Origin of the sequence: Actinoalloteichus hymeniacidonis, from assembly GCF_014203365.1 — a bacterium.
Lineage (GTDB): Bacteria > Actinomycetota > Actinomycetes > Mycobacteriales > Pseudonocardiaceae > Actinoalloteichus_A > Actinoalloteichus_A hymeniacidonis.
Genome location: NZ_JACHIS010000001.1, coordinates 4,657,667 through 4,678,577, shown reverse-complemented (window position 1 = coordinate 4,678,577; position 20,911 = coordinate 4,657,667). Strand labels below are relative to the sequence as shown.

Here is a 20,911-nt window from a genome sequence, read left to right as displayed (position 1 = left end):
CAGAACAGGAGGCCGGCTTGATGGCCGTGGACCCGCAGGGACGTGTCGGATCGGCGATGCGGGAGGCGACGGCCGCCGTCGTCGACCCGCCTGCCGCGCGGGAACGGCGGGGAACGACGCTGCCGGATCAGGTGCTCGTCCTCACCGGACGGTCGTTGCGTGCGGTGCTGCGCGATCCGAGGTTGATCCTGACCAACCTGTTGGCCCCCTTGCTCATGCTGGTGGTCTTCAGCCAGATCTTCGGTAGCGTCGCGCAGACTCCCGGCTTTCCGGCGGGCACCGCCTACATCGACTTCCTGGTACCCGCGATCCTGATCAACACCACCCTGCAGGCTGCGGTGAGCAGCGCGTTCGCCTTGACGAGCGACATGACCTCGGGGATCGTCGCGCGGCTGCGCTGCCTACCGGTCTGGCCCGGTTCGATCCTGCTGGCGCGCAGCTTCGCCGATCTGGTGCGCAGTGCCATCCAGTTACTGCTGATCCTGGTGTTGGCCACGGCCCTGCTCGGTTTCCGCCCGCCGGGTGGGGTGACCGGGACGCTCGCAGCCTGGGCGTTGGCCCTGATCGTCGGCACCGGCCTCGGTTGGATCTTCATCGCGGCGGCCTGCAGGATCCGCGAGGCCGAGTTGATGCAGGGCGCCGCGACCCTGCTGATGTTCCCGCTGATGTTCTGCTCCACCGCCTTCATGCCCCTGGCGGGCCTGCCCGGCTGGCTGCGGGCCGTCGCCGAGGTCAACCCGATGTCCTACGGCATCGACGCGGCCCGCGCGCTGGTGCTCGGCCAGCCGGTGGGCGCTGCGGTGATCACCGCCATCGGGATGAGCCTGCTGGTCGGTGGCGTGGCCGGGGTGTTCGCCGTCCGAGCATTCCGCCGCCCGATCTAGCGGCGCAGCGGCGGGAGCTCGAATCCGCCCACGGTGTTCTCACACCGCGACGGCGGCCCGGTCCAGCGCGTAGGCCTCGGCGAGCAACGCGTAGGACCGACGGCGGTCCTCGAAGCCGGCGACCTGCGTCGTGACCATCACCTCGTCGGCGCCCGATTCGGCGACGACCCGATCGATACCGGCCCGAACGGCCTCGGGAGTACCGACGAACCGGCCCGCAGTCTGTTTGGCCACCAGCGCGCGTTCCTGGTCGGTGTAGGAGTACTCGGCCGCCTCGCTGATCGAGGGCAGCGGTCGATGCCGGTCGCCGGTGCGGAGCCGGACGTACAACAGCGCGGCAGGTGCGGCCAGTCGTTGCGCCTGGGCATCCGATTCCGCGCACACCGCGCCCACCGCGATCATCGTGTGCGGGACGGAGGACAGCCCACTGGGGCGGAACGCCGATCGGTATGCCGCCAATGTCGAGCCGACGTTCTCCGGAGCGATGTGGTGCGCGTAGGCGAAGGACAGCCCGAGCATCCCGGCCAGCTGGGCGCTGCGGGGACCGACCCCGAGCAGCCACAACTCCGGTCGGTGTCCGACGGCGGGAATGGCCGACACCGGGGTACCTGCCCCCTGGTTCTGCTGGGGCGCACCGAAGAAGCGGACCAGCTCACCGAGCTGCCCGGGGAACTCGGCCGCATCGGTGCAGCGCAACGCCGCCGCGACCGCCTGATCGGCGGCGGGGGCCCGGCCCACCCCCAGATCGATCCGTTGCGGATGCAGCGCTTCGAGGGTGCCGAATTGTTCGGCGACCACCAATGGCTGGTGATTGGGCAGCATCACACCGCCGGAACCCACGCGGATCCGCTCGGTGACCGCGGCGACGGCGGCGACCAGTACCGAGGGGGAGCAGCTGGCAACGCTGGCGACATCATGATGCTCGGCGAACCAATAGCGGTCATAACCGAGCTGCTCGGCCTCCCGAGCCAGCCGGACGCTGCCGCGTAACGCATCGGCCGCCGTCGAACCGGCGCCGATCGGAGCGAGATCGAGTACGGACAGCGGTACGGACGCCGAAGCCATGAATTCCCTTTCGCCGGGAGCGGTTGGGGCCGGATACCAGAGAACTCCGCAACGCTACGGCGGCCTGCTTGCGCGTTTCTTGCCGCAGACTTGCCGGTTTCCTGCTTCAGTCACGCTGCCTGGACGTTTCCGGGACACGCCGGGCAAGCGTCGAACAAGCCACGGGCAAGATCTGCTGGTTAGCGTCGTATTCCACCCGCGACACAAGGCGCTGTCCCAGAACAGCGCGGCGGAACGCGAACAGGGGAATTGACGCGATGACACACCAGCTGGATCGGCGACTACTGCTGCAATCGGTGACCGCGTTGGGGGCCGCCGCACTCACGGGACTCACCGCAGGTCGATCGTATGCGCAGCCGCAGGCGCAACTCGATGGCGATTTCCCGCCCGTGCCAGGAATGCGAGGCGATCGGCGCGCCAACGAGATGTGGTATCACCTGGACGAGGTCACCCTGTTCAATCGGACTCCCGAGGTCGAACAGGCGTATGCGGAGCTTTACGAGGTCTTCGGTGACGGCTTCATGCAGTTGCTCTTCGACACTTGGAGTCGGTTGAGCGGCACGCCGGACTACGAGACCGAGTTCACCGAGTTCGTCACCCCGATCCGTGCTGCGCTGCAGGCATTCTCCCGGGTGCAGCTGGAGATCCTCGATCTCTACTACCTGCCGAACGACCCCCGCTTGGTGACGGCCTTCGGGTCTTTCGGCCAGGGCATCCTGTTCGACCCTCGCCGGGCCGGGGTAGGACCGCAGGTGCACATGATGGATGGCGAGGAGACGATGAGCTACCACCTCTGGCACATCTTCCTGCGCGCGATGATGATGCTCGACATCGATCGGGCTCGGTGGGCCCGCCTCGATCCATTGATCGGATACGCCTGGGCTCTGCAATCGCTGGCCCTGCCCGATTCCAATGCGATCAACCCGCCGCTGCCCCGCGAGACCGTTCGAGGCTTGGCGGGCAGCTGGTTGCCGCGCTCCCCGGCGGAGCTGGACCGGTCCTTCCGCAGCTTCCCCTATCCCACCGATTGACCCCGGCGCTTCGTCACTGCGGCAGTCCAACGCAGGGCATAACGGGGTGCAACAGGTCGCTTCATCACCTCTAATAGGGCAGGAGAGGGAAGTTTAGGGAGTGATACGGTAGTTCGCATGTCCGAGGAGCTGCTCACAGCGGACGAGGTCGCCGCCCGGCTGGGACTGCACGTGCGGACCGTGCGCAACTACATCCGCGACGGCAGACTGCCCGCGGTCCGCATCGGCAAGCAGTACCGCATCACCGGCGCCGATCTCGCGGAGTTCCTCGGCACGGCCCCGGAGCTCCGCGACGAAACGCCGCCGTCGGCGGGGGAGCGGCATGCCGCCGTGTCGAGCATCGTCGAGATCGACGCCATCGACCGCGCCATGGCCGACCGGATCACCACGCTGTTGAGCGCCGCGACCGCCCACCGTCGTCCGGGCGACGACCACCTGCGCATCGACACGGTGCACGACGCCCGTCGAGCCCGACTGAAGGTCGTCATGCTCGGCAGCCTGACGACCAATGCGCATCTGCTGGGACTCATCAGTGCGCTGGTCGAGGAGGGCGACGAATGAACGCGATCTACCGCTCCGAGGCGGGAGCCCGACTGCTACGGGAGAAGTATGCGGCAACACTGGAGCACTGGCCGATTCCCCATGAACGACAGCACGTGCCGACCCCCGAAGGGGCTACCTTCGTTATCTCCGCAGGTCCGGAGGTTGCGCCGCCGCTGCTTCTGCTGCATGGATCCGGGAGCAACAGCACCCAGTGGATGGGTCGCATCGCCGAACTCGCCGCGCATTTCAGGGTGTACGCGGTCGACGTGATCGGCGAGCCGGGGTTCAGCGCACCGGCTCGGCCGCCTTGGAAGTCGAGCCGGTATACCGAGTGGCTCGACGCCGTCCTCCACTCGCTTGGCATCGCGCAGACGTCGATCATGGCGATCTCACTCGGCGGCTGGCTGGCGCTGGATTACGCCACTCGGCATCCGGATCGGGTCACCCGGCTGGCCCTGTCCTGCCCGATCGGCATCGGCAGACAACGCCCGGGCTTCCTGTTCTCCGCACTGGTATCGAACTCGCTCGGCGAGCGCGGCAGACGTCGCAACGTGGCCAGGACCCTCGGCCCGGTCCTCGCGACCATGGATCCGGAGCACGCGGACGCCGTCATCGAACAGATTCTGTTGATCTCGGCGAACTACCGGTTTCGGAGCGATTCGCTGCCGGTGTTCGACGATTCGTCCTTGCGCAGCCTCACCATGCCGATGCACGTTCTGGTAGGCAGTGCGGACGTCATGGTGGATTCCGCGCAGACCCAGCGTCGACTCGCGCGCAACGTGCCACACGCCACCGTCCGTGTGCTGCCGAACACCGGACATCTCATCGGCGACCAAGGGCGAATCGAACTCGACTTTCTGTTGCATTCCGAGCCAAGGGAGGCATCGTGATCGACACCGCCTGGGGTGTCCGGGCCTACACCCTCGACGCCGAGGGCGTCGCGATCGGAACCGAACGCGATGCGACCGACCTCATCGGCGAACTCTGGGAGCTCAAGCCGGAACTGGTCGTCATCCCGGTGCAGCGGTTCGTCGACGGCTTCTTCCGTCTGGAGACCAGATTGGCCGGTGATTTCACCCAGAAGCTGGTGAATTACGGCTTCCGGCTGGCCATCCTCGGCGACGTGTCCGAGCACATCGAGCGGAGCTCGGCCTTCGCGGGTTACGTCCGAGAGGCCAATCGAGGGCGGCATATCTGGTTCGTGGCCGACCGCGACGAACTCCGTCGACGACTGCAGCCGGACCGGTGAATCAGATCTCGCGCGGCCGGATCAGATCGGAACCAGCCGGGCGTCGGCGGCCGTCCTGGCCGATGGGATACGGACCTCCACGACCAGACCACCGCCGTGCCGTGGCCGTGCGGTGACCCGGCCGCCACAGGACTGGGCGATGGTGTGCACGATCGACAGGCCCAGCCCGGCGCCATCGGCCTGCCCGGCGCGAACCGCACCGCGATAGAAGGGCTCGAACAGCCGATCGACCTCGTCGGCGTCGATCGGCGGCCCGGTGTTGGCGATCCTCAGAACACCCTGTGAGTCGAGTTCCACCCGCACCTCGCCGCCCATGATGTTGTACCGCAGGGCATTGGCGACGAGATTGTGGACCAGCTGGGCGAGTAGCACCGGCTCGCCCAGCACGACACATCGTTCGGGAAGGTCGACATGGAGTCGGGGCCCGTCGGCGGGGACACCGGCGCCCAGTTCGTCGGTCACCTCGTCGACCACGGCGGCGAGTTCCACGGGCTCCCGCCGATGCTGATCGTGTTCTCCCCTGGCCAATGTCAGCAGCCCGTTGATCAACGCGATGCACCGGTCGTTGTTCCGCAGTAGATCCTCGCGGACCCGGTCGATCCGGCCCGGATCCCTGGTGGAAAGCCCGACCTGCAGCATCGTCCGGGCCACCGCGAGCGGGGTGCGCAGTTCGTGCGATGCATTGGCGATGAATCGGGCCCGGGCGGCGAACGAGTTCTCCAAACGGGCGAGCAGCGCGTCGAAGGTGTCGGAGAGTTCCTTGATCTCGTCATCCGGACCCGTCAGCGCGAGCCGCTCATGCAGGTTCGCCATGGACAGCCGCCGTGCCTGCGAGGTCATCCGGTGGACCCGCCGGAGCACCCGCCCGATGGCCCACCACGCCAACAGACCCGCGAGCGCGGTCATCGCGATCAGCGCGAGGAACCATTGCCCGAGCAGGTTTGCCAACGCCTCGTTGCGCTGGATCGCGATCCCATCGGCCAGCTCGGTCACATCCTCGGGGGAGCGACCGGTTTCCCCGTGAACAGCCGATATCGGGCGGTCCTCGGCATCGGGTGCCCCGATGCGCATGATGATGAGGCGATTCTGGAAATAGACCATGGTGAGCACCACTGCCGTGACGACCAGGAACAGCGCGGTGTTCAGCAGGGTGAGCCGCCATCGCAGGGTGAGCCTGCTCAGCACCCGCTGCCACCCATCCGATATCCGGCGCCGGGCACCGTCTCGATGGCGCCGACCGCGCCGATCTTGGCCCGCAATCGACACATGGTGACCCGCACCGCATTGGTGAAGGGATCAGCGTGCTCGTCCCACACCACCCGTAGTAGCTCCTCGGCGCTGACGATCCGCCCGGCGGCGGCCATGAGCACGGACAGCAATCCGAACTCCTTGCGGGACAGGGCGATAGGCCTGCCATTGCGAGTGACCGAGCGCCGAGACGAGTCGAGGACGATGCCGTGCCAACGCAGCATCGGCGGCACGGCGGGCCCTGCTCTGCGGCCGAGTGCGTCGAGCCGGGCGACGAGTTCGTCGAAGTCGAAGGGCTTGCCGAGATAATCGTCGGCACCGAGTCGAAGACCGGCGATCCGGTCGCCGACGTCGGCCATCGCAGTGAGCATCAACACACGAGTCCGGCCGTCGTTCTCGATGAGATACCGGCAGATGTCATCGCCATGGGTGCCGGGGAGATCCCGGTCCAACACCACGACGTCGTAAGCGCCGGTCGTGAGTTTATCGAGCGCGGTGTCGCCGTCGAAGGCCAGATCAACCGATATCGATTGGTCGCGCAACCCCATCGCGACATATTCGGCAAGGGTCTTCTCGTCCTCCGCGACCAGCACGCGCATCGTCATCTCCGCTCCTGGATATGGCTACCTCATGGGACGGTAATGCGGTGGATGTTGTGACGACATAAGCACTATCCGGCCCATTTCAGGGTGAAATGCCGGTGAAACATCGCGGTCCCTACGTTGTGCGCTGCACTGCTCAGAACGGAGGAACACGAATGGCGATCAGAACCAGCCGAGGCCGGCGTGGTGCCATTTCCGGCATGGGTCTCGTGGTCGGAGTAACCCTCGGGTTAGGTACGGTGGCCACCCCGGTCGCGGCGGCCACCGAGTTGGACGAGTTCTACAACCAGGAGGCCGATTGGCAGCAATGCGAGGAGCCTCCGCCGCCGCTTCCCGAGGAGGAACACGAGGACAGCATCATCGTCGACCCTTGGAAGGGTCAATGGAAATACATGGAATGCACCACGGTGAGCGTTCCGTTGGATTACCAGAACCCCGATGGTGACACCCTCGAACTCGACCTCAGTAGAATCAAGGCGACCGATCCGGACAGTCGAAAAGGCGTGCTGCTGTTCAATCCCGGTGGGCCCGGCGGAGGCGGGTTGTCGATGCCGCTGGGAGCCCGCGAGTTCGAGGTCGCCGCGCATTTCGATCTGATCGGCTTCAACCCCCGAGGCGTGAGCTACGCGGACCGACTCTTCTGTGAACGGGTGACGGATCTCCCGCCCAGGGTCACCCGCCCGACCGACGAGCAGTTCGCTGCCTTCACCGAGTACGCGCAGGAGAAGGAAGCCGCCTGCGAACGGGAGAGCGGTGATATCCGACCGTTCATCAACACCGCCAACACGGCACGGGACATGGACGTCATGCGGGCAGTGCTGGACGAGGAGAAGATCAACTATCTCGGGTACTCCTACGGGACGTACCTCGGCGCGGTCTACGGCAGCCTCTTCCCGGAGCACCTGAACCGCAGCGTATTGGACTCCTCTATCCACCCCGACTGGTTGTGGCGGGAGCAATTCAAACAACAGGCTGTGGGCGTCCGGTTCAACGTCGAGCAGTGGGCGGGCTGGGTCGCCGAACGCGACGACACCTATCACCTGGGCACCACGATGGCGGAGGTACTGGAGACCACCGAGGCGCTCACCGCTGCGCTGGCCGTCGAGCCGGTTGAACTGGGTATCGAACGGCCGGAGGACTGGTACAACTACTGGCCGACCGAGGCCGACGGAACCGCGATCGACCGCTTCCTGGGCATGGGCGCGATGACCCGGCCGACCTGGGACGTCGTCGCCGAGGTGATCGTGGAGCTGCGGCAGGCGGCCGAAGGCGGTACCGAGCTGTCCGCCGACACCGGCACCGTTATCGGGCTGTTGTCCGCCGACGACACCCGCAAGATCGACCCGGGTGTCTACGACACGGTCACCTGTGAGGCCGACTGGCCCGCCGACGTCGAGACCTACTACGAGGACATGCGGCATTACCGCGAGCAGTACCCCTACGCGGACTTCAACGGCGCGGGCGTCATCGGTGCCGCACCGACCAACTGCACGTTCCGCAGCTTCGACCCGATCGAGGATCTCGTGGAGCTGGAGCGCGACGGTTACCCCACCGGACTGGTGATCCAGGGCGATGGCGACCCCGCCACCCAGTACGAGGGCGGGCCCGCGATGGCCGAACAGCTCGACAATCCGCTGATCTCCGTCCGCGACACCGGCGGACACGGGTTCTACGGTATGAACGAGTGCGTGACCGAGAAGGTCGACGACTACCTGATCAACGGCGAGCTGCCTGCCGCTGAGTCCGATTGCGCGGACCAGCCCCGCCCCGAGGTCCCTGCGGACGGTGCCGAGGAACCGGACCCGAAGTCCGAGGAGACCAAGGAGGCCCGGGTGCGGGCGGCCATCGAGCACCAGACCAGCCTGCGGTAAGCCACGCTGAGATCGACGAACACCGACGTCCGGCTCTGCCCCCTACAGGCGGGCCGGACGTCGGTGTCTGCTCGGCCGTATCGAGCCGGGCGTCGAGGCCGTTACCCGGGCTCAGGGCGTCGGCCCGGTCATCCGTCGTTGTCGGGGAGTCGGGCGAGGACCCGTTCGAGTGCGGGGCCGAGTACGTCGAGTTCGTTCTCGGTGAGCGCGCTGAAGAAGTGCTGCCGGACGGCGGCGACGTGTGCGGGAGCGGCGGCGGTGATAGCGGCGCGGCCCGCAGCGGTGAGCCGAACCATCGATCCGCGTGCGTCCTCGTTGCACTCCTCGCGGACAACCAGGCCGCGCTTCTCCATTCGGGTGATCTGGTGGGAGATCCGACTGCGTTCCCAGCCGACCGTCCGACCGAGGTCACGTGCCCGCAACAGTCCGTCCGGTGCCTCCGACAGCGGCACCAACAGGGTGTATTCCGCTGCCGAGAGTCCGGCGTCCTGGACGAGTTGACGATCCAACACCGCGGTCAGCCGATGCAGCACGCCGATCACCCCGCGCCACGCATGTGCCTCCCGCTCGTCGAGCCAGCGAGCATCCCCCATACGTGCCACCCTAACAGCCTTTGTTGACGCGTCATCGAAACTCCGGTAGATGTAGACGTGTCAACAAAACCGCGAGCCTGCGGTCAGAACACTCCGCTGGCCTCGCAGTTCCCAGCGGCGAGGCCCCCTCGTCCCGTGCCCGCTCATCCGATCGACATGCGAAACCGAAGAATCCAGGAGTAACCCGATGAGCGACCTCGTGTTCGGCCTCGACAACTTCGGTGACGTGCCCGAAGACGATTCCGGCGCCCTCGTCTCCCACGCCGAGGCGATCCGCCAGGTTGTCGCCGAGGCAACCCTCGCCGACGAGATCGGCGTCGACGCCATCGCACTCGGCGAGCACCACCGACCCGACTACGCGATATCCACCCCCGAGACCGTGCTCGCAGGCATCGCCGCCCGTACCTCCCGGCTCCGCCTCGGCTCCGGTGTCACCGTGTTGAGCTCCGACGATCCCGTGCGGGTCTTCCAGCGCTTCGCCACGCTCGACGCGATCTCCTCGGGGCGCGCCGAGGTGATCCTCGGGCGCGGCTCGTTCACCGAGTCGTTCCCCCTGTTCGGCTACGACCTCGCCGACTACGAGGTGCTCTTCGAGGAGAAACTCGACCTGTTCGTTCGACTCCTGGACGAGAAGCCGGTCACGTGGACCGGCAGCGTGCGGGCCCCGCTCGAGAACGCCGATGTGTACCCCAAGACCGAATCCGGACGCCTGACGACCTGGGTCGGGGTGGGTGGTTCGCCGCAGTCGATCGTCCGTACCGCCGGCCACGGTCTGCCGCTCATGCTCGCCATCATCGGCGGCCCGCCCGATCGGTTCATCCCGCTCATCGAGCTCTACCACCGGGCCACCGACCAGCTCGCCACCCCCGCATGGCCGATCGGCGTGCACTCGCCCGGCTTCATCGCCGACACCGACGAACAGGCCAAAGAGATCCACTATCCCCGCTACAAGATCATGCGCGACCGCATCGGCGCCCTGCGTGGCTGGCCGCCGCTGCGCCGGGAGGAGTACGAGGCCGATCTCGACCAGGGCTCGCTGTACGTCGGCTCTCCGGAGACCGTCGCCCGCAAGATCGCCCGCACCGTTCGCACACTCGACGTCGGCCGGTTCGATCTGGTCTACGCCACCGGATCGCAGCCGATGAGTGCTCGACTCCGGGCCGTCGAGCTCTACGGCACCAAGGTCATCCCCATGGTCCGCGACATCCTCGCCGAGACGACATGAACCCCACCATCGCGATCCTGGGCGCGGGCAAGGTCGGCACCGTGCTCGCCCGGCTCGCCGTCGCCGCAGGGCACCGCGTCCTCATCGCCGGCTCCGGTGATCCGGCGAGGATCGCGCTCATCGTCGAGGTGGTCACCCCCGGCGCGACGGCCGTGACCGCCGTCGAGGCGGTCGAGCAGGCCGACATCGTCGTCCTCGCGCTACCGCTGGGCAAGCACCGCACCATTCCGGTCGACGCGCTGCGCGGCAAGCTGGTGGTCGACGCGATGAACTACTGGTGGGAGACCGACGGCATTCGCGACGACCTCACCGACCCGCGCACCTCCTCCAGCGAGATCGTGCAGACCTTCCTGTCGGAAGCCCGGGTGGTCAAGGCGTTCAACCACATGGGGTACCACGACCTCGCCGAGGAAGCCCGCCCCGCGACCGTGCCCGGGCGTAAGGCGCTCGCGATCGCGGGCGATGACGCCGACGCCGTCACCGTCGTCGCCCGGCTCGTCGATGCGTTCGGTTTCGACCCCGTCGTCGCGGGTCCGCTCGCCGAGGGGGTCCGCTTCGAGCCCGGCGCCGAGTTGTTCGGTGCCAACGTCGACTCCGACGAGGTCCGCGCCATGCTCGAACGTTTCCCCGACTCCCCGCACGGCCGTACCGTTGCGCGAGCCCGCTCGGCCGGGTCCGACGACATCCCCCGAGGAACCGCCACATGAGCAACTTGGAAACAGCACCCGCCGAAGTCACCTGTCCAAGCGGCGTAGCCGGCTCCGGCGAGGTCGAGGTCCTGTCCGCACGGGAGGTGCCGCTCGGTGGGCCACGAGCGATGGCGGTCCTGCGCACGCTGCCGCAGCGCAAACGATCGCTGATCGGCGCATGGTGTTTCGTCGACCACTTCGGACCCACCGCCGTCGATCGTGCCGGGGCCATGGACGTGCCCCCACACCCGCACACCGGCTTGCAGACCGCGACCTGGCTGTTCGCCGGGGAGGTCGAGCACCGCGACAGTCTCGGCACTCACGCGATCGTGCGGCCCGGCAGGCTGAACCTGATGACGGGCGGACACGGCATCTGCCACTCCGAGGTGTCCACCGCAGGCGCCACGACCCTGCACGGCGTGCAGCTCTGGATCGCCCTACCCGACGCGCACCGCCACACGGCACGCGATTTCCAGCACCACACACCGGCCCCGATCGACATCGGCGGTGCCACCGCCCGAGTGTTCCTGGGTAGCCTTGCAGGCGAGACGTCCCCGGTTCCGACCTTCAGCCCGTTGCTCGGTGCGGAGATCGTCCTCGAAGCGCACACCAGCATCACGCTCGCCGTCGACCCCGCTTTCGAACACGGTGTCCTCGCCGACACCGGGACTGTCGTGCTCGGCGGCACCGGTCTGGATCGGGCGGAGCTCGGCTATCTCGCGCCCGGCACAGCGACTCTGGAGCTGGCCAACCCCGGCGATCAGCCGGCTCGGGTGCTGCTACTCGGCGGCGCCCCGTTCGACGAGGACATCGTGATGTGGTGGAACTTCGTCGGCCGCAGTCACGATGAGATCGTCGCCTTCCGCGAGGCATGGCAGAGCGAATCCGAGCAGTTCGGCCGTGTCGACGGCTACACCGGCACGCCGCAACGCCTGCCCGCGCCTTCCCTGCCCAACGCTCGAATCAACCCTCGGAGTCGCAGATGACATCCCCCGCCGTCGAACGAGCCGACAACCGCTACGAGATGAGGATCGACGGCGAGCCAGCCGCGTTCGCCGAGTTCCGTGACCGGGACGCACAACGGGTCTTCTTCCATACCGTGGTCACCGAGGCATTCCGGGGCAGGGGCTTGAGCACCGTGCTCATCGAACAGGCCCTCACCCGCACTCGTGAGGAAGGCAAACGCATCGTCGCGGTATGTCCGGCGGTGGCTCGCTACCTCGCCAAGCACGACGGATTCGCCGACATCACCGATCCCGTGGACCGCGCCGTCCTGGCGTGGCTGGAAGCGAACCGATAACCGGGACCTGCCCGTCGGGTCGGTCGGTCGGGAACGAAACGGATCGCACTTCGGCAGAACCGGTCGCACGCCACGCCTGAGGGCGACCCCAGCGGGAACGGACCCGGGATCACCGGCGTTGCGCCGCCGACGGTGCTTCTCGGTCAGTGCGAGAGGTCCTGCGGCTGGCCGAGGGAGGGCTCGAACGCCAGTTCCACCCCGCCAACCAGGACGGGATCGGCGACCTGGCCCACCACTAGCTCGGTGGCGTCCGCGCGGGCGACCACGGAGTTGGTGACCTGGTCGCGGATCGCGTCGCCGCTGGTGCGCAGCAGCTCGCCCAAGACGCCGGGTCCGATTCAACGTCGAGCAGTGGGCGGGCTGGGTCGCCGAACGCGATGACACCTACCACCTGGGCGCCACGATGGACGAGGTGTTGGAGAGCACCGAGGCCCTCACCGCCCAGCTGACCATCGAGCCCGTGGAACTGGGCATCGAACGGCCCGAGGACTGGTACGACCACCGGCCGACCAACGCCGACGGGGACGCCGTCGATCGCTTCCTGGGCATGGGCACGATGACACGGCCGAACCGGGATGTCGTCGCCGAGGTGCCGCACCGACCAACTGCACGTTCCGCAGCTTCGACGCGATCGAGGATCTCGTGGAGCTGGAGCGCGACGGTTACCCCGTCGGCCTGGTGATCCAGGGCGATGGCGACCCCGCGACCCAGTATGAGGGTGGTCCGGCGATGGCCGAGTAGCTCGATAATCCGCTGATCTGGTCCGCGACACGGTTGGCACGGGTTATACGGCATGAACGAGTGCGTCACCGCGAAGGTCGACGATTATCTGATCAACGGCGAGTTGCCCGCCGCCGAGTCCGATTGCGCGGATCAGCCCCGGCCCGAGGTGCCCGCAGACGGTGCCGAAGCACCGGACGCGAGCTCTGCGGAATCCAGGGAAGCACGCGTCCAGCACACCACCGAAAGCCGGACCGACTAGAGCTGACCGTCCTGCCGTTCGGCTCACCCATTCCGGGTGGGCCGGACGTCGGTGTTGCTCGGTCGGCCCGGAGTCGGTCATTGCTCCGCGTCGCGGACCAGCAGCGCGATCTGTACCCGATTCTCGAGTGCCAGTTTGGCGAAGAGGTTGCCGGTGTGCGCTTTGACCGTTGCGATGCTGATGTGCAGACGCTTGGCGATCTCCGGATTACCCAGCCCGTCCGCGATGGCCCGTGCGGTATCGAGTTCTCGTTCGGTCAATGCGGCCAGCCGTTTCCGCGCGGCATCGCGGGACGAGCTGCGCGCCTGCGCGGAATCCGGCCCGGTGGCCGCAGCGATCACCCGGGCCGTGGCCACCGGGGACAGCATCGGATTGCCTGCCGCGACGGTGCGCACCGCGTCGGCGATCTGCGACGGCGGGGTGTCCTTGAGGATGAATCCGAGTGCTCCGGCTCGCAGTGCGCCGAGCACAAGATCATCGGAATCGAAAGTGGTCAGCATGAGAACCCGTGGCGGCGCGGGCCGGGTGAGAACCTCTCGGGCCGTACTCAATCCGTCCCGGCCGGGCATCCGCACGTCCATCAACACGACGTCCGGTCGCTGCTCGGCCACCACGACGAGCGCGGCGTCCCCATCGGCCGCCTCTCCGACGACGGTCAGATCCGGCTCACCGTCGATGATGAGCCGCAGTGCCATCCGCACCAGCTGATCGTCGTCGACGATGACGACACGCACCGGTACTGGTTCGCTATCCACTCATGCTCTTTTCTCGTGGTGGTGGCTTGGCCAGGGTAGTCGCGCGCTGAGGAGATATCCGTTGTCCAGCGTCGGGTGATGGTCGAGTTCTCCGCCCGCGAGACTGACCCGTTCGGCGAGACCGAGCAGACCGAACCCCGATGTCGGCAGCGGGGTGGTGGTCATGGTCGTCGGCGCATTGCGGACGCTGACGTGGAGGCCCGCACCTGCCGTTCCTTCGATGACGATGTGCACGCGTGCGCCGGGGGCGTGCTTGGCGGCGTTGGTCAGCCCCTCCTGGACGATCCGGTAACAGGTTCGGCCGACGACGTCGGATGGGTTCTCGGTCACCGTGGTGCTGAGTGTGACGTCCAGTCCGGACGCCCGGGCATCGGCCACGAGTTCGGGAATGCCGTCGAGGGACGGTTGTGGTGGTTCCGGACGGTCTGGGTCCGCGCGGAGCACACCGAGGACGTCTCGCAGTTCCTCCAACGATTGGTGGGCGCCGTCGGCGATGCCGCGAATCAGCACGCCGTTCTCCTCGGTGGTGAGCTCCCTGCGGTGGTCCAGCACACCGGCCTGCATGGCGACCAGCGAGATCCGGTGCGCGAGCACGTCGTGCATCTCGCGGGCGATCCGATTCCGTTCCAGGGCTCGTGCCTGCGCCGCTCGGGCGGACTGTTCCCGTTCCGCGCTTTCCGCCCGGTCGCGTAGGGACCGCACCTCGACGCGTCGTGCGCCGACGGCCATGCCGATGGCCACCGCGATGCCAGCGCTCAAAAGCGGGATAGCCAACTGCATCCACACCGGGGCAGCGAGCTGAACTGCGTAGAGATCCCCGGCGAATTGCGACGCGGTCACATAGGCCAGCCCGACAACCCCGATTTCGACCGGACGGCGACGAGTGGAGATCGAGGACAACGCCAGCAATCCGGCGCCGGTGGCGAGTGCCGATACGGGCGACGCGATCGCGACCGCTAGGGCGACGGTAAACGGGAACCGTCGCCGCCACAGCAACGCGGTCAAACAACCGAGAGCTATCAGCGGATCGATGGTGACGTATCGGGAACAGGTATCGGCCACGCATCCGGGCGGCAGCTGCACGCCGCTGGCCAGCCAGAACGGTATGCCCACCGCCGCCGCCGCCACCAAGCGCCATGTCTGCTGCCACCAGCGAAGGCTCGGCGCCACGTCCGTGTGCACCCGGTCATTATCGCGGCACCGCCCTGGCGATGCGGCAAGCCGGGGCTTCGGCGCCTCGACCAAAGTCGAACCGCCGCTTCGTCTCAGGTCGAAGACGATTCGAGTCCTCGGGCTGATGTGGCTGCGGAGCCGAATGGACAGACTCGTTCACGGTAGACAACCGGACACGAGAGACCGAGAACGTGATGAACGAGGGCGGCGGTCCCGGCCTGCGAAATGGTCGGAATGGCGAGCACAGCCTTCTTAGCAGGCGACACGATCGGCTGCGAGTTCTCGTCGGGGAGTGTGAACGTATGGACCGAAAATGGACCGTTGGCGGTGGTGCGGTTCTGGTGGCCGTGCTCGGCCTCGCCGGAACGCTGGCCGTGCTGCCGCTCGCGTCGGGGCAGAGCGAGGAGGAAGCCACAGGGCAGGAGATGCAGTGGGACGCGTGTCCTGAGGACGTTTCGGACCCCCTCGCACAGTTGCAGTGCGCCACGGTGCCGGTGCCACTGGACTACAGCGATCCCGATGGCGAGCAGATCGACCTCATGATCTCGAAGCTGGCCAGCGGTAACCCGGACCAGCGGCGCGGCGTGTTGATGCTGAACCCGGGTGGGCCGGGCGGGACCGGGCTGGACCAGCCCAATTTCATGGTCAGTCAGGGTGTACCCGCCAGCGTCCTGAACAGCTACGACCTGATCGGCATGGACCTGCGGGGCGTCGGGCATTCGGCGCCGGTGAGCTGCGGTTTCACCAACGATCAGGAGTACTACGGCGCCATCCCGCCGTACGCGGTCGACGAAGCGGCGGTGGCCGAACAGGCAAAGGTCGCCGAGGGCATTGCCGAACAGTGTGCGGCGAACGACACCGAGGGACGGCTGCGGCACATCTCGACGGCGAACATGGCTCGTGACCTGGACCGCATCCGGGCCGCACTCGGCGAGGAGAAGGGCAGCTTCCTGGGGTACTCCTACGGAAGCGCGCTCGGAGCCGCATACGCCTCGATGTTCCCCGAGACCACCGACAAGGTGGTGCTCGACAGCAACATCGGCGACACCCACCTAGACCAGGAAGGGCTGCGCCGGTACGCCCACGGCATGGAGGAGACCTTCCCGGACTTCGCCGAGTGGGCCGCAGCCCGGCACGACAGCTACGGACTGGGCAGCACACCGGAAGAGGTGCGCGACAACTATTTCAGCATCGCCGAGCGACTCGATGAGACCCCGCAGGCAGGCCTCAACGGTCACCTCTTCCGGTTGAGCATCTTCGCAGCCCTGTATAACGAGCGGTCCTACGGCCAGACGGCGCAAATCTGGCAGTCGTTGCTCGACCCAGATGGCCAGGCCGCAGGCGGGCAGGCCGTCGAGTCCGTCCCGGAGGCGGACAACTCCGAGCTCTCGCCCACCGACAACACCTGGTCGGTGTTCCTCGCGGTGACCTGCAACGACGTCGAATGGCCAGAGGACGTCGAGACCTACCAGCAGGCCGTCGCCGAGGACCGCGAGGAGTACCCGCTCTTCGGCGCCGCCTCCGCGAACATCTCGCCCTGTGCCTTCTGGCAGGAACCGCTCGAGCCGCCGGTGGAGATCAACACGGACGGACCGGCCAACGTTCTGGTCGTGCAGAACCAGCGCGACCCGGTCACCCCGCTGCGTGGCGGCGAACTGATCAACGAGAAGTTCGGCGACCGTTCCCGGCTGGTGAGCATCGACGGCAGTGGGCACGGCGGATACGTCCTCGGTACCAACCCCTGCGCATTGAACGTCACCACGAGCTTCTTGGTCGACGGCACGATGCCCGAGCAGGACGTGACCTGCGAGGCGGCAGGCTGAGAACCGAGCCGCGATAGGCGGTGAACCACCGTGAGGGGTGGGACGGCGATGGCCGTCCCACCCCTCACACACGCTGTTGCGAGACGGCTCACGCCCACCACTAGACGGGCAGGTCGACCCGATCGGATGGCATAGCTCGTCCACGCCATGGATGACGTCGCGGTATCCGTCACTGTCGACGACGTAGAAGGTTCGGGTTCCGAATCGGGTGCATGCGGCGGTGAGCCACCGCCGAATGACAGCGCTGCGGACGTGCACGTGGTCGACATCCGAGTACGCGGGCGGCGCCTGCAGGAGGAAAGGCGGTGGACGGGCTCGAACTCATGGTGCTGCTCGGTATCGCGGTCCTCGCGGGAGCCGTGCTGTCCCCGTTTGCACATCGAGGTGCCGCTGCTGCCCCCATGGACGAGTACGCGCCCTAGACCGCGGCTGCGCTCGCACCCACGCTAGGCGTGCTACGCAGATTCTTCGCAGTCGTGCTGCAAGGTGACCGGCCATTGGCGACGTTCAGGCTGGTCACCGCAGGCTTTCGGTGGTGCCCCCGGCAGGACTCGAACCTGCGACCAAGAGATTAGAAGTCTCTCGCTCTATCCGCTGAGCTACGGAGGCGTTCTGTGTTCGACGCGCGGCCAGGGTAACCCGCGTGAAGTCCTTGTTCAGCTCTGGCGCGCGCTTGTTGCCGAGCCGGTATCCAACCGATTCAGCATCGCTGTACCGTTGACTACCCACCGATCGCGCGCCGGTCCAGACAGTGGTTTTCCTCCCTGGCTCAAAGTGGTGTCCGCTGACCTGCCGCTTGGCGCCCACCTGCGGCGTGTTCTCGGTCAGGTAGTAAGTATCCACCCTCGGCCTCGCCGGGCTGCGGGATGGTCAACACCTCTTCACCCGTTATCGCCTACATCACAGTCGAACAGGGTGCGGTGGCGTTTCGCGAGGGCGGCCCGATACCGGAGCTGGGTCACAACCGCGCGGTGCCTACTCTCGTCAGGTGCCTTCCGAGACGTCCCCGGCCAGCGACCTTCCTGAGTCCGATGCCGCACCGCGTCGGCGGCGCGCGACGGCGTTGGCCGCCTTGCTGCTGCCCGGCGCCGTATTCGCCATCGTGCTCGCGGCATTGCTCACCGGTCTGTCCTCGGACGAGCTCACCGCCGCGTTGGGGCTGCCCGATCCAGGGGCGATGGTCGAGTTCGGGCTGCCGGTGGTGCGGGTCGTCGCCGAGTTGGGCGCGATGGTCTGCATCGGGTCGTTGCTCTTCGCCGCGTTCCTGGTCCCGCCGCAGGCCACGGGGATGCTCGCTGCCGACGGATACGCCGCTGCGCGTACCGCGGGTATCGCGGGCCTGTTCTGGGCTGTCGGGTCGATCCTGCTGGTTCCGCTGCAGGTCGCCGAGGCTCTCGGTCGTCCGGTCTCGGAGGTTCTCGATCTCGAGAGCATGATGAATCTGGTGCCCCGGCTCGAGCAGAGCGGAGCGTGGGCGCTGACCGCACTGCTCGCCCTGGTGGTCGCCGTCATGTGCCGATTGGTTCTGACCTGGCGTTGGACGGTTGCGGTCTTCGCGCTGGCATTGGCCGCGTTGCTTCCCGTGGTGATGACCGGACACTCGGCCACGGGCGGAGCCCACGACGTCGCGACGAACAGCCTGCTGTTCCACCTGTTCGCAGCGTGCCTCTGGATCGGTGGCCTGATCGCGCTACTGGCCCATGGGATTCGGCGAGGCTCGCACCTGGCATTGGCCACCACCCGGTTCTCCCGGATCGCCCTGGTCTGCTGGATCGTCATGGCCTGTTCGGGCACCATCAACGGACTGGTGCGGGTGAGCGTGGGTGACTTGTTCACCACGCTGTACGGCCAGCTCCTGTTGATCAAGATCTTCGCCCTGATCGCCCTTGGCGTCGTCGGCTACTTCCAGCGGGAACGCAGTGTTGCCAGCGTCGTCGCCACCGGGTCCGGCCGAGCCCTGGTGCGCCTGGCCTCCGTCGAGGTCTTGCTCATGCTCGGAACCCTGGGTGTCTCCGTGGCACTGGGCCGGACACCGCCGCCCGGTGAACTGAACCCGACGGAGTTGTCGCGCACCGAGCTGGCTCTCGGCTACAACCTCGACGGGCCACCCAGCCTGGGCGCGCTCGCGCTGGACTGGCGCTTCGACCTGATCTTCGGTACGGCGGCCATCGTGCTGGCGGTGCTCTACCTGCTCGGAGTGCGCCGACTTGCTCGTCGCGGAGACACCTGGCAGCGCGGTCGGACCATCGCCTGGTTGGCAGGCTGCGCCACGCTGTTGATCGCCACGTCATCGGGCATCGGCCGGTATGCGCCCGCCATGTTCAGCGTGCATATGGGCGCCCACATGCTGTTGGCGATGCTGGTGCCGATCCTGCTCGCTCTCGGCGGCCCGATCACGCTCGCACTGCGGGCCCTGCCCGTCGCTGGTCGGAATGCGCCGCCCGGGCCCCGGGAATGGATTCTCGCCGCGATGCACTCCCGCGTCACCCGGATCCTGACGCATCCCGCGGTCGCCTTCACCCTGTTCGTCGGTTCCTTCTACGTCCTGTACTTCTCCGGGCTGTTCGATGCCGCGCTGGAGGAGCACTGGGCGCATATCGCGATGAACGCCCACTTCGTCATCACCGGATACCTTTTCTACTGGCTGGTCATCGGGGTGGACCCGGCGCCGCGCACCATCCCGCCGTTGGGGAAGCTCGGGCTGCTGTTCGCCTCGATGCCCTTCCACGCCTTCTTCGGTATCGCGCTGATGAGTTCGACCACGGTCATCGGCAGCGATTTCTACCGCAATCTCGCCCTGCCGTGGGCCACCGATCTCTTGGAGGACCAGCGACTCGGGGGCGGGCTGTCCTGGGCATCGGGCGAGATCCCGGTGCTGGTGGTGCTGATCGCCCTGCTGGTGCAGTGGGCCCGCAGCGAGAATCGGACCGCGCGGCGAGAGGATCGACGAGCCGACACCGACGGCGACGCCGACCGCGCCGCCTACAACGAGATGCTCAAGAAGCTGTCCGAACGTCCCTGATAGCACACCGGCCGATGCAGCACGTCCGAGAACGCAGCCCGCCTCGGCGTGTTGTCCACATACGGTTCTCCATCCACAGTTTGTCACGGCGTCGTTGCCGCTCGTAGTGATCGTGACGATCCTGGTCCCAGTGCCGAGGGAGTTCGAAGTGGTACCTCGGAGAAACGGACTAGAGCGTCAGGGGCGTATCGATGAACGAGACAAGCACCACGATCACCGGGGTGGTGATCAGCGAGCTGCGGTTCCGCCGCAGTGCCGAGGGAACTCCGACGACGACCTTTCGGCTGGGCAGCATCGAACGACGTTACGACCGCCGGAACGGACAGTGGGTGACCGGCGACCGACTGTTCGTGATAGTTCGCTGCTTCCGGCTGCTCGCCCAACGCGTGTTGGCGCTGCTGCGGCGCGGCGATCCGGTGATCGTGCACGGCAGGCTACGCAGCCGCGATTTCGACAGCGGTGGTCAGCGGCTTCGGCGCACCGAGTTGACCGCCTCGGCGATCGGCCCGGACCTCGCCCGATGCCGTGCGAGCCTGGAGCGGCCGAGTCGGTCCGATCTCGCCCGGGCGCCGACGGGTGGCGGCGACCTTGTCGGTGATCTCGGCGAGCGCACCGACACCGAGTATGGCGGTTCGACTCCGGCGCCCGCCGTAAATCTGGTGGCCGTCCCTTGAGCGTCAGGCTGGGGGCGGACCCCGACCGCTCCCAGCCTGGCTTTCCGTCAGACCGAATGATCCACTCGTCGAGCGTGCCCACCGGTCTGGTGATCCGGTGGCGCGGCTCCCTGCCGGCGCGGCGAGCCCGGCGGGCGGGCGGCGGATGCCGGTGAGTGACTGCCGAGGTATCTCGCCTCTCG

At 67.2% G+C, this 20,911-nt stretch carries 21 protein-coding genes, 1 tRNA gene and 1 pseudogene; 15 read left to right on the top strand and 8 right to left on the bottom strand.

Annotated elements, in window-relative coordinates; all coding sequences use genetic code 11:
- Positions 1–20: 20 nt before the first annotated feature.
- Positions 21–884, top strand: a complete 864-nt coding sequence (locus tag BKA25_RS19500) for an ABC transporter permease (RefSeq protein WP_236750548.1) — start codon at positions 21–23, stop codon at positions 882–884.
- Between the two features lie 39 nt (positions 885–923).
- Here the strand turns inward: BKA25_RS19500 and BKA25_RS19495 are convergent, their stop codons facing one another.
- The gene (locus BKA25_RS19495) at positions 924–1,949 is read right to left on the bottom strand and encodes an LLM class flavin-dependent oxidoreductase (protein ID WP_069847707.1); all 1,026 of its coding nucleotides are present in this window, start codon (positions 1,947–1,949) and stop codon (positions 924–926) included.
- 257 nt (positions 1,950–2,206) lie between these two features.
- On the opposite strand from BKA25_RS19495, the gene BKA25_RS19490 reads away from it, so the two are divergent.
- The 4 genes from BKA25_RS19490 to BKA25_RS19475 all read left to right on the top strand — a co-directional run bounded on the left by BKA25_RS19490 (position 2,207) and on the right by BKA25_RS19475 (position 4,772).
- Positions 2,207–2,980 carry a hypothetical protein gene (locus BKA25_RS19490; RefSeq protein ID WP_069847709.1) on the top strand — a complete coding sequence of 258 codons (774 nt, stop codon included), beginning with the start codon at positions 2,207–2,209 and terminating at the stop codon, positions 2,978–2,980.
- Positions 2,981–3,043: 63 nt separating this feature from the next.
- Complete coding sequence (locus BKA25_RS19485) at positions 3,044–3,541, top strand: helix-turn-helix domain-containing protein (RefSeq protein ID WP_375791892.1); 498 nt, start codon at positions 3,044–3,046, stop codon at positions 3,539–3,541.
- Positions 3,538–4,413, top strand: coding sequence for an alpha/beta fold hydrolase (locus BKA25_RS19480; protein WP_069847712.1), 876 nt, complete (start codon positions 3,538–3,540; stop codon positions 4,411–4,413). Before BKA25_RS19485 ends, BKA25_RS19480 begins: the two co-directional genes overlap by 4 nt.
- The gene (locus BKA25_RS19475) at positions 4,410–4,772 is read left to right on the top strand and encodes a DUF4180 domain-containing protein (protein ID WP_069847714.1); all 363 of its coding nucleotides are present in this window, start codon (positions 4,410–4,412) and stop codon (positions 4,770–4,772) included. Before BKA25_RS19480 ends, BKA25_RS19475 begins: the two co-directional genes overlap by 4 nt.
- A gap of 21 nt (positions 4,773–4,793) precedes the next feature.
- Here the strand turns inward: BKA25_RS19475 and BKA25_RS19470 are convergent, their stop codons facing one another.
- Together BKA25_RS19470 and BKA25_RS19465 are read right to left on the bottom strand one after the other, a co-directional pair.
- Complete coding sequence (locus BKA25_RS19470) at positions 4,794–5,957, bottom strand: sensor histidine kinase (RefSeq protein ID WP_216637806.1); 1,164 nt, start codon at positions 5,955–5,957, stop codon at positions 4,794–4,796.
- The gene (locus tag BKA25_RS19465; protein WP_069853402.1) at positions 5,951–6,619 is read right to left on the bottom strand and encodes a response regulator transcription factor; all 669 of its coding nucleotides are present in this window, start codon (positions 6,617–6,619) and stop codon (positions 5,951–5,953) included. Before BKA25_RS19465 ends, BKA25_RS19470 begins: the two co-directional genes overlap by 7 nt.
- A 158-nt stretch (positions 6,620–6,777) precedes the next feature.
- On the opposite strand from BKA25_RS19465, the gene BKA25_RS19460 reads away from it, so the two are divergent.
- The gene (locus BKA25_RS19460; protein WP_172803750.1) at positions 6,778–8,493 is read left to right on the top strand and encodes an alpha/beta hydrolase; all 1,716 of its coding nucleotides are present in this window, start codon (positions 6,778–6,780) and stop codon (positions 8,491–8,493) included.
- 128 nt (positions 8,494–8,621) lie between these two features.
- On the opposite strand, the gene BKA25_RS19455 is transcribed toward BKA25_RS19460, so the two are convergent.
- Entirely contained in the window at positions 8,622–9,086 is a 465-nt protein-coding gene (locus tag BKA25_RS19455; RefSeq protein ID WP_069847718.1) for a MarR family winged helix-turn-helix transcriptional regulator, read from the bottom strand.
- A 187-nt stretch (positions 9,087–9,273) separates the two neighbouring features.
- Between BKA25_RS19455 and BKA25_RS19450 the strand changes: the two genes are divergently transcribed.
- Genes BKA25_RS19450 through BKA25_RS19435 form a run of 4 tightly spaced genes read left to right on the top strand, consistent with a single transcriptional unit; the run spans position 9,274 to position 12,300 of the window.
- Positions 9,274–10,311: an LLM class flavin-dependent oxidoreductase gene (locus BKA25_RS19450; RefSeq protein WP_069847720.1), complete on the top strand. Its 1,038-nt coding sequence runs from the start codon at positions 9,274–9,276 to the stop codon at positions 10,309–10,311.
- On the top strand, positions 10,308–11,018 hold the full coding sequence (locus tag BKA25_RS19445) for an NADPH-dependent F420 reductase (RefSeq protein ID WP_069847722.1): 711 nt from the start codon (positions 10,308–10,310) through the stop codon (positions 11,016–11,018). Before BKA25_RS19450 ends, BKA25_RS19445 begins: the two co-directional genes overlap by 4 nt.
- Positions 11,015–11,986 carry a pirin family protein gene (locus BKA25_RS19440; protein WP_069847724.1) on the top strand — a complete coding sequence of 324 codons (972 nt, stop codon included), beginning with the start codon at positions 11,015–11,017 and terminating at the stop codon, positions 11,984–11,986. The genes BKA25_RS19445 and BKA25_RS19440 overlap by 4 nt, the downstream gene beginning before the upstream one ends.
- Positions 11,983–12,300, top strand: coding sequence for a GNAT family N-acetyltransferase (locus tag BKA25_RS19435; protein WP_069847726.1), 318 nt, complete (start codon positions 11,983–11,985; stop codon positions 12,298–12,300). Before BKA25_RS19440 ends, BKA25_RS19435 begins: the two co-directional genes overlap by 4 nt.
- A 143-nt stretch (positions 12,301–12,443) precedes the next feature.
- On the opposite strand, the gene BKA25_RS19430 is transcribed toward BKA25_RS19435, so the two are convergent.
- Positions 12,444–12,623: a hypothetical protein gene (locus BKA25_RS19430; protein WP_069847728.1), complete on the bottom strand. Its 180-nt coding sequence runs from the start codon at positions 12,621–12,623 to the stop codon at positions 12,444–12,446.
- Between the two features lie 80 nt (positions 12,624–12,703).
- Here BKA25_RS19430 and BKA25_RS19425 point away from each other — a divergent pair, with 80 nt between their 5' ends.
- Complete coding sequence (locus tag BKA25_RS19425; protein WP_069847730.1) at positions 12,704–12,982, top strand: hypothetical protein; 279 nt, start codon at positions 12,704–12,706, stop codon at positions 12,980–12,982.
- 108 nt (positions 12,983–13,090) lie between these two features.
- A pseudogene (locus tag BKA25_RS19420) lies at positions 13,091–13,282 on the top strand (hypothetical protein); the annotation flags it as partial.
- A 77-nt stretch (positions 13,283–13,359) separates the two neighbouring features.
- Here the strand turns inward: BKA25_RS19420 and BKA25_RS19415 are convergent.
- Together BKA25_RS19415 and BKA25_RS19410 are read right to left on the bottom strand one after the other, a co-directional pair.
- On the bottom strand, positions 13,360–14,037 hold the full coding sequence (locus BKA25_RS19415; RefSeq protein WP_069847734.1) for a response regulator: 678 nt from the start codon (positions 14,035–14,037) through the stop codon (positions 13,360–13,362).
- Entirely contained in the window at positions 14,038–15,219 is a 1,182-nt protein-coding gene (locus BKA25_RS19410; protein ID WP_069847735.1) for a sensor histidine kinase, read from the bottom strand.
- Positions 15,220–15,512: 293 nt separating this feature from the next.
- Between BKA25_RS19410 and BKA25_RS19405 the strand changes: the two genes are divergently transcribed.
- Positions 15,513–17,033 carry an alpha/beta hydrolase gene (locus BKA25_RS19405; protein WP_069847738.1) on the top strand — a complete coding sequence of 507 codons (1,521 nt, stop codon included), beginning with the start codon at positions 15,513–15,515 and terminating at the stop codon, positions 17,031–17,033.
- A gap of 533 nt (positions 17,034–17,566) precedes the next feature.
- On the opposite strand, the gene BKA25_RS19400 is transcribed toward BKA25_RS19405, so the two are convergent.
- A tRNA-Arg gene (locus BKA25_RS19400) sits at positions 17,567–17,642 on the bottom strand.
- Positions 17,643–18,021: 379 nt separating this feature from the next.
- On the opposite strand from BKA25_RS19400, the gene BKA25_RS19395 reads away from it, so the two are divergent.
- Entirely contained in the window at positions 18,022–20,055 is a 2,034-nt protein-coding gene (locus BKA25_RS19395) for a bifunctional copper resistance protein CopD/cytochrome c oxidase assembly protein (RefSeq protein WP_069847740.1), read from the top strand.
- A 191-nt stretch (positions 20,056–20,246) separates the two neighbouring features.
- The gene (locus BKA25_RS19390) at positions 20,247–20,729 is read left to right on the top strand and encodes a single-stranded DNA-binding protein (protein WP_069847742.1); all 483 of its coding nucleotides are present in this window, start codon (positions 20,247–20,249) and stop codon (positions 20,727–20,729) included.
- Positions 20,730–20,911: the final 182 nt, after the last annotated feature.

Coding starts and splice junctions, on each gene's coding strand:
- BKA25_RS19480 (WP_069847712.1), top strand. CDS start 3,538: ATGAACGCGATCTACCGCTCCGAGGCGGGAGCCCGACTGCTACGGGAG.
- BKA25_RS19435 (WP_069847726.1), top strand. CDS start 11,983: ATGACATCCCCCGCCGTCGAACGAGCCGACAACCGCTACGAGATGAGG.
- BKA25_RS19460 (WP_172803750.1), top strand. CDS start 6,778: ATGGCGATCAGAACCAGCCGAGGCCGGCGTGGTGCCATTTCCGGCATG.
- BKA25_RS19390 (WP_069847742.1), top strand. CDS start 20,247: ATGAACGAGACAAGCACCACGATCACCGGGGTGGTGATCAGCGAGCTG.
- BKA25_RS19455 (WP_069847718.1), bottom strand. CDS start 9,086: ATGGGGGATGCTCGCTGGCTCGACGAGCGGGAGGCACATGCGTGGCGC.
- BKA25_RS19440 (WP_069847724.1), top strand. CDS start 11,015: ATGAGCAACTTGGAAACAGCACCCGCCGAAGTCACCTGTCCAAGCGGC.
- BKA25_RS19425 (WP_069847730.1), top strand. CDS start 12,704: ATGGACGAGGTGTTGGAGAGCACCGAGGCCCTCACCGCCCAGCTGACC.
- BKA25_RS19405 (WP_069847738.1), top strand. CDS start 15,513: ATGGACCGAAAATGGACCGTTGGCGGTGGTGCGGTTCTGGTGGCCGTG.
- BKA25_RS19490 (WP_069847709.1), top strand. CDS start 2,207: ATGACACACCAGCTGGATCGGCGACTACTGCTGCAATCGGTGACCGCG.
- BKA25_RS19465 (WP_069853402.1), bottom strand. CDS start 6,619: ATGCGCGTGCTGGTCGCGGAGGACGAGAAGACCCTTGCCGAATATGTC.
- BKA25_RS19495 (WP_069847707.1), bottom strand. CDS start 1,949: ATGGCTTCGGCGTCCGTACCGCTGTCCGTACTCGATCTCGCTCCGATC.
- BKA25_RS19450 (WP_069847720.1), top strand. CDS start 9,274: ATGAGCGACCTCGTGTTCGGCCTCGACAACTTCGGTGACGTGCCCGAA.
- BKA25_RS19445 (WP_069847722.1), top strand. CDS start 10,308: ATGAACCCCACCATCGCGATCCTGGGCGCGGGCAAGGTCGGCACCGTG.
- BKA25_RS19500 (WP_236750548.1), top strand. CDS start 21: ATGGCCGTGGACCCGCAGGGACGTGTCGGATCGGCGATGCGGGAGGCG.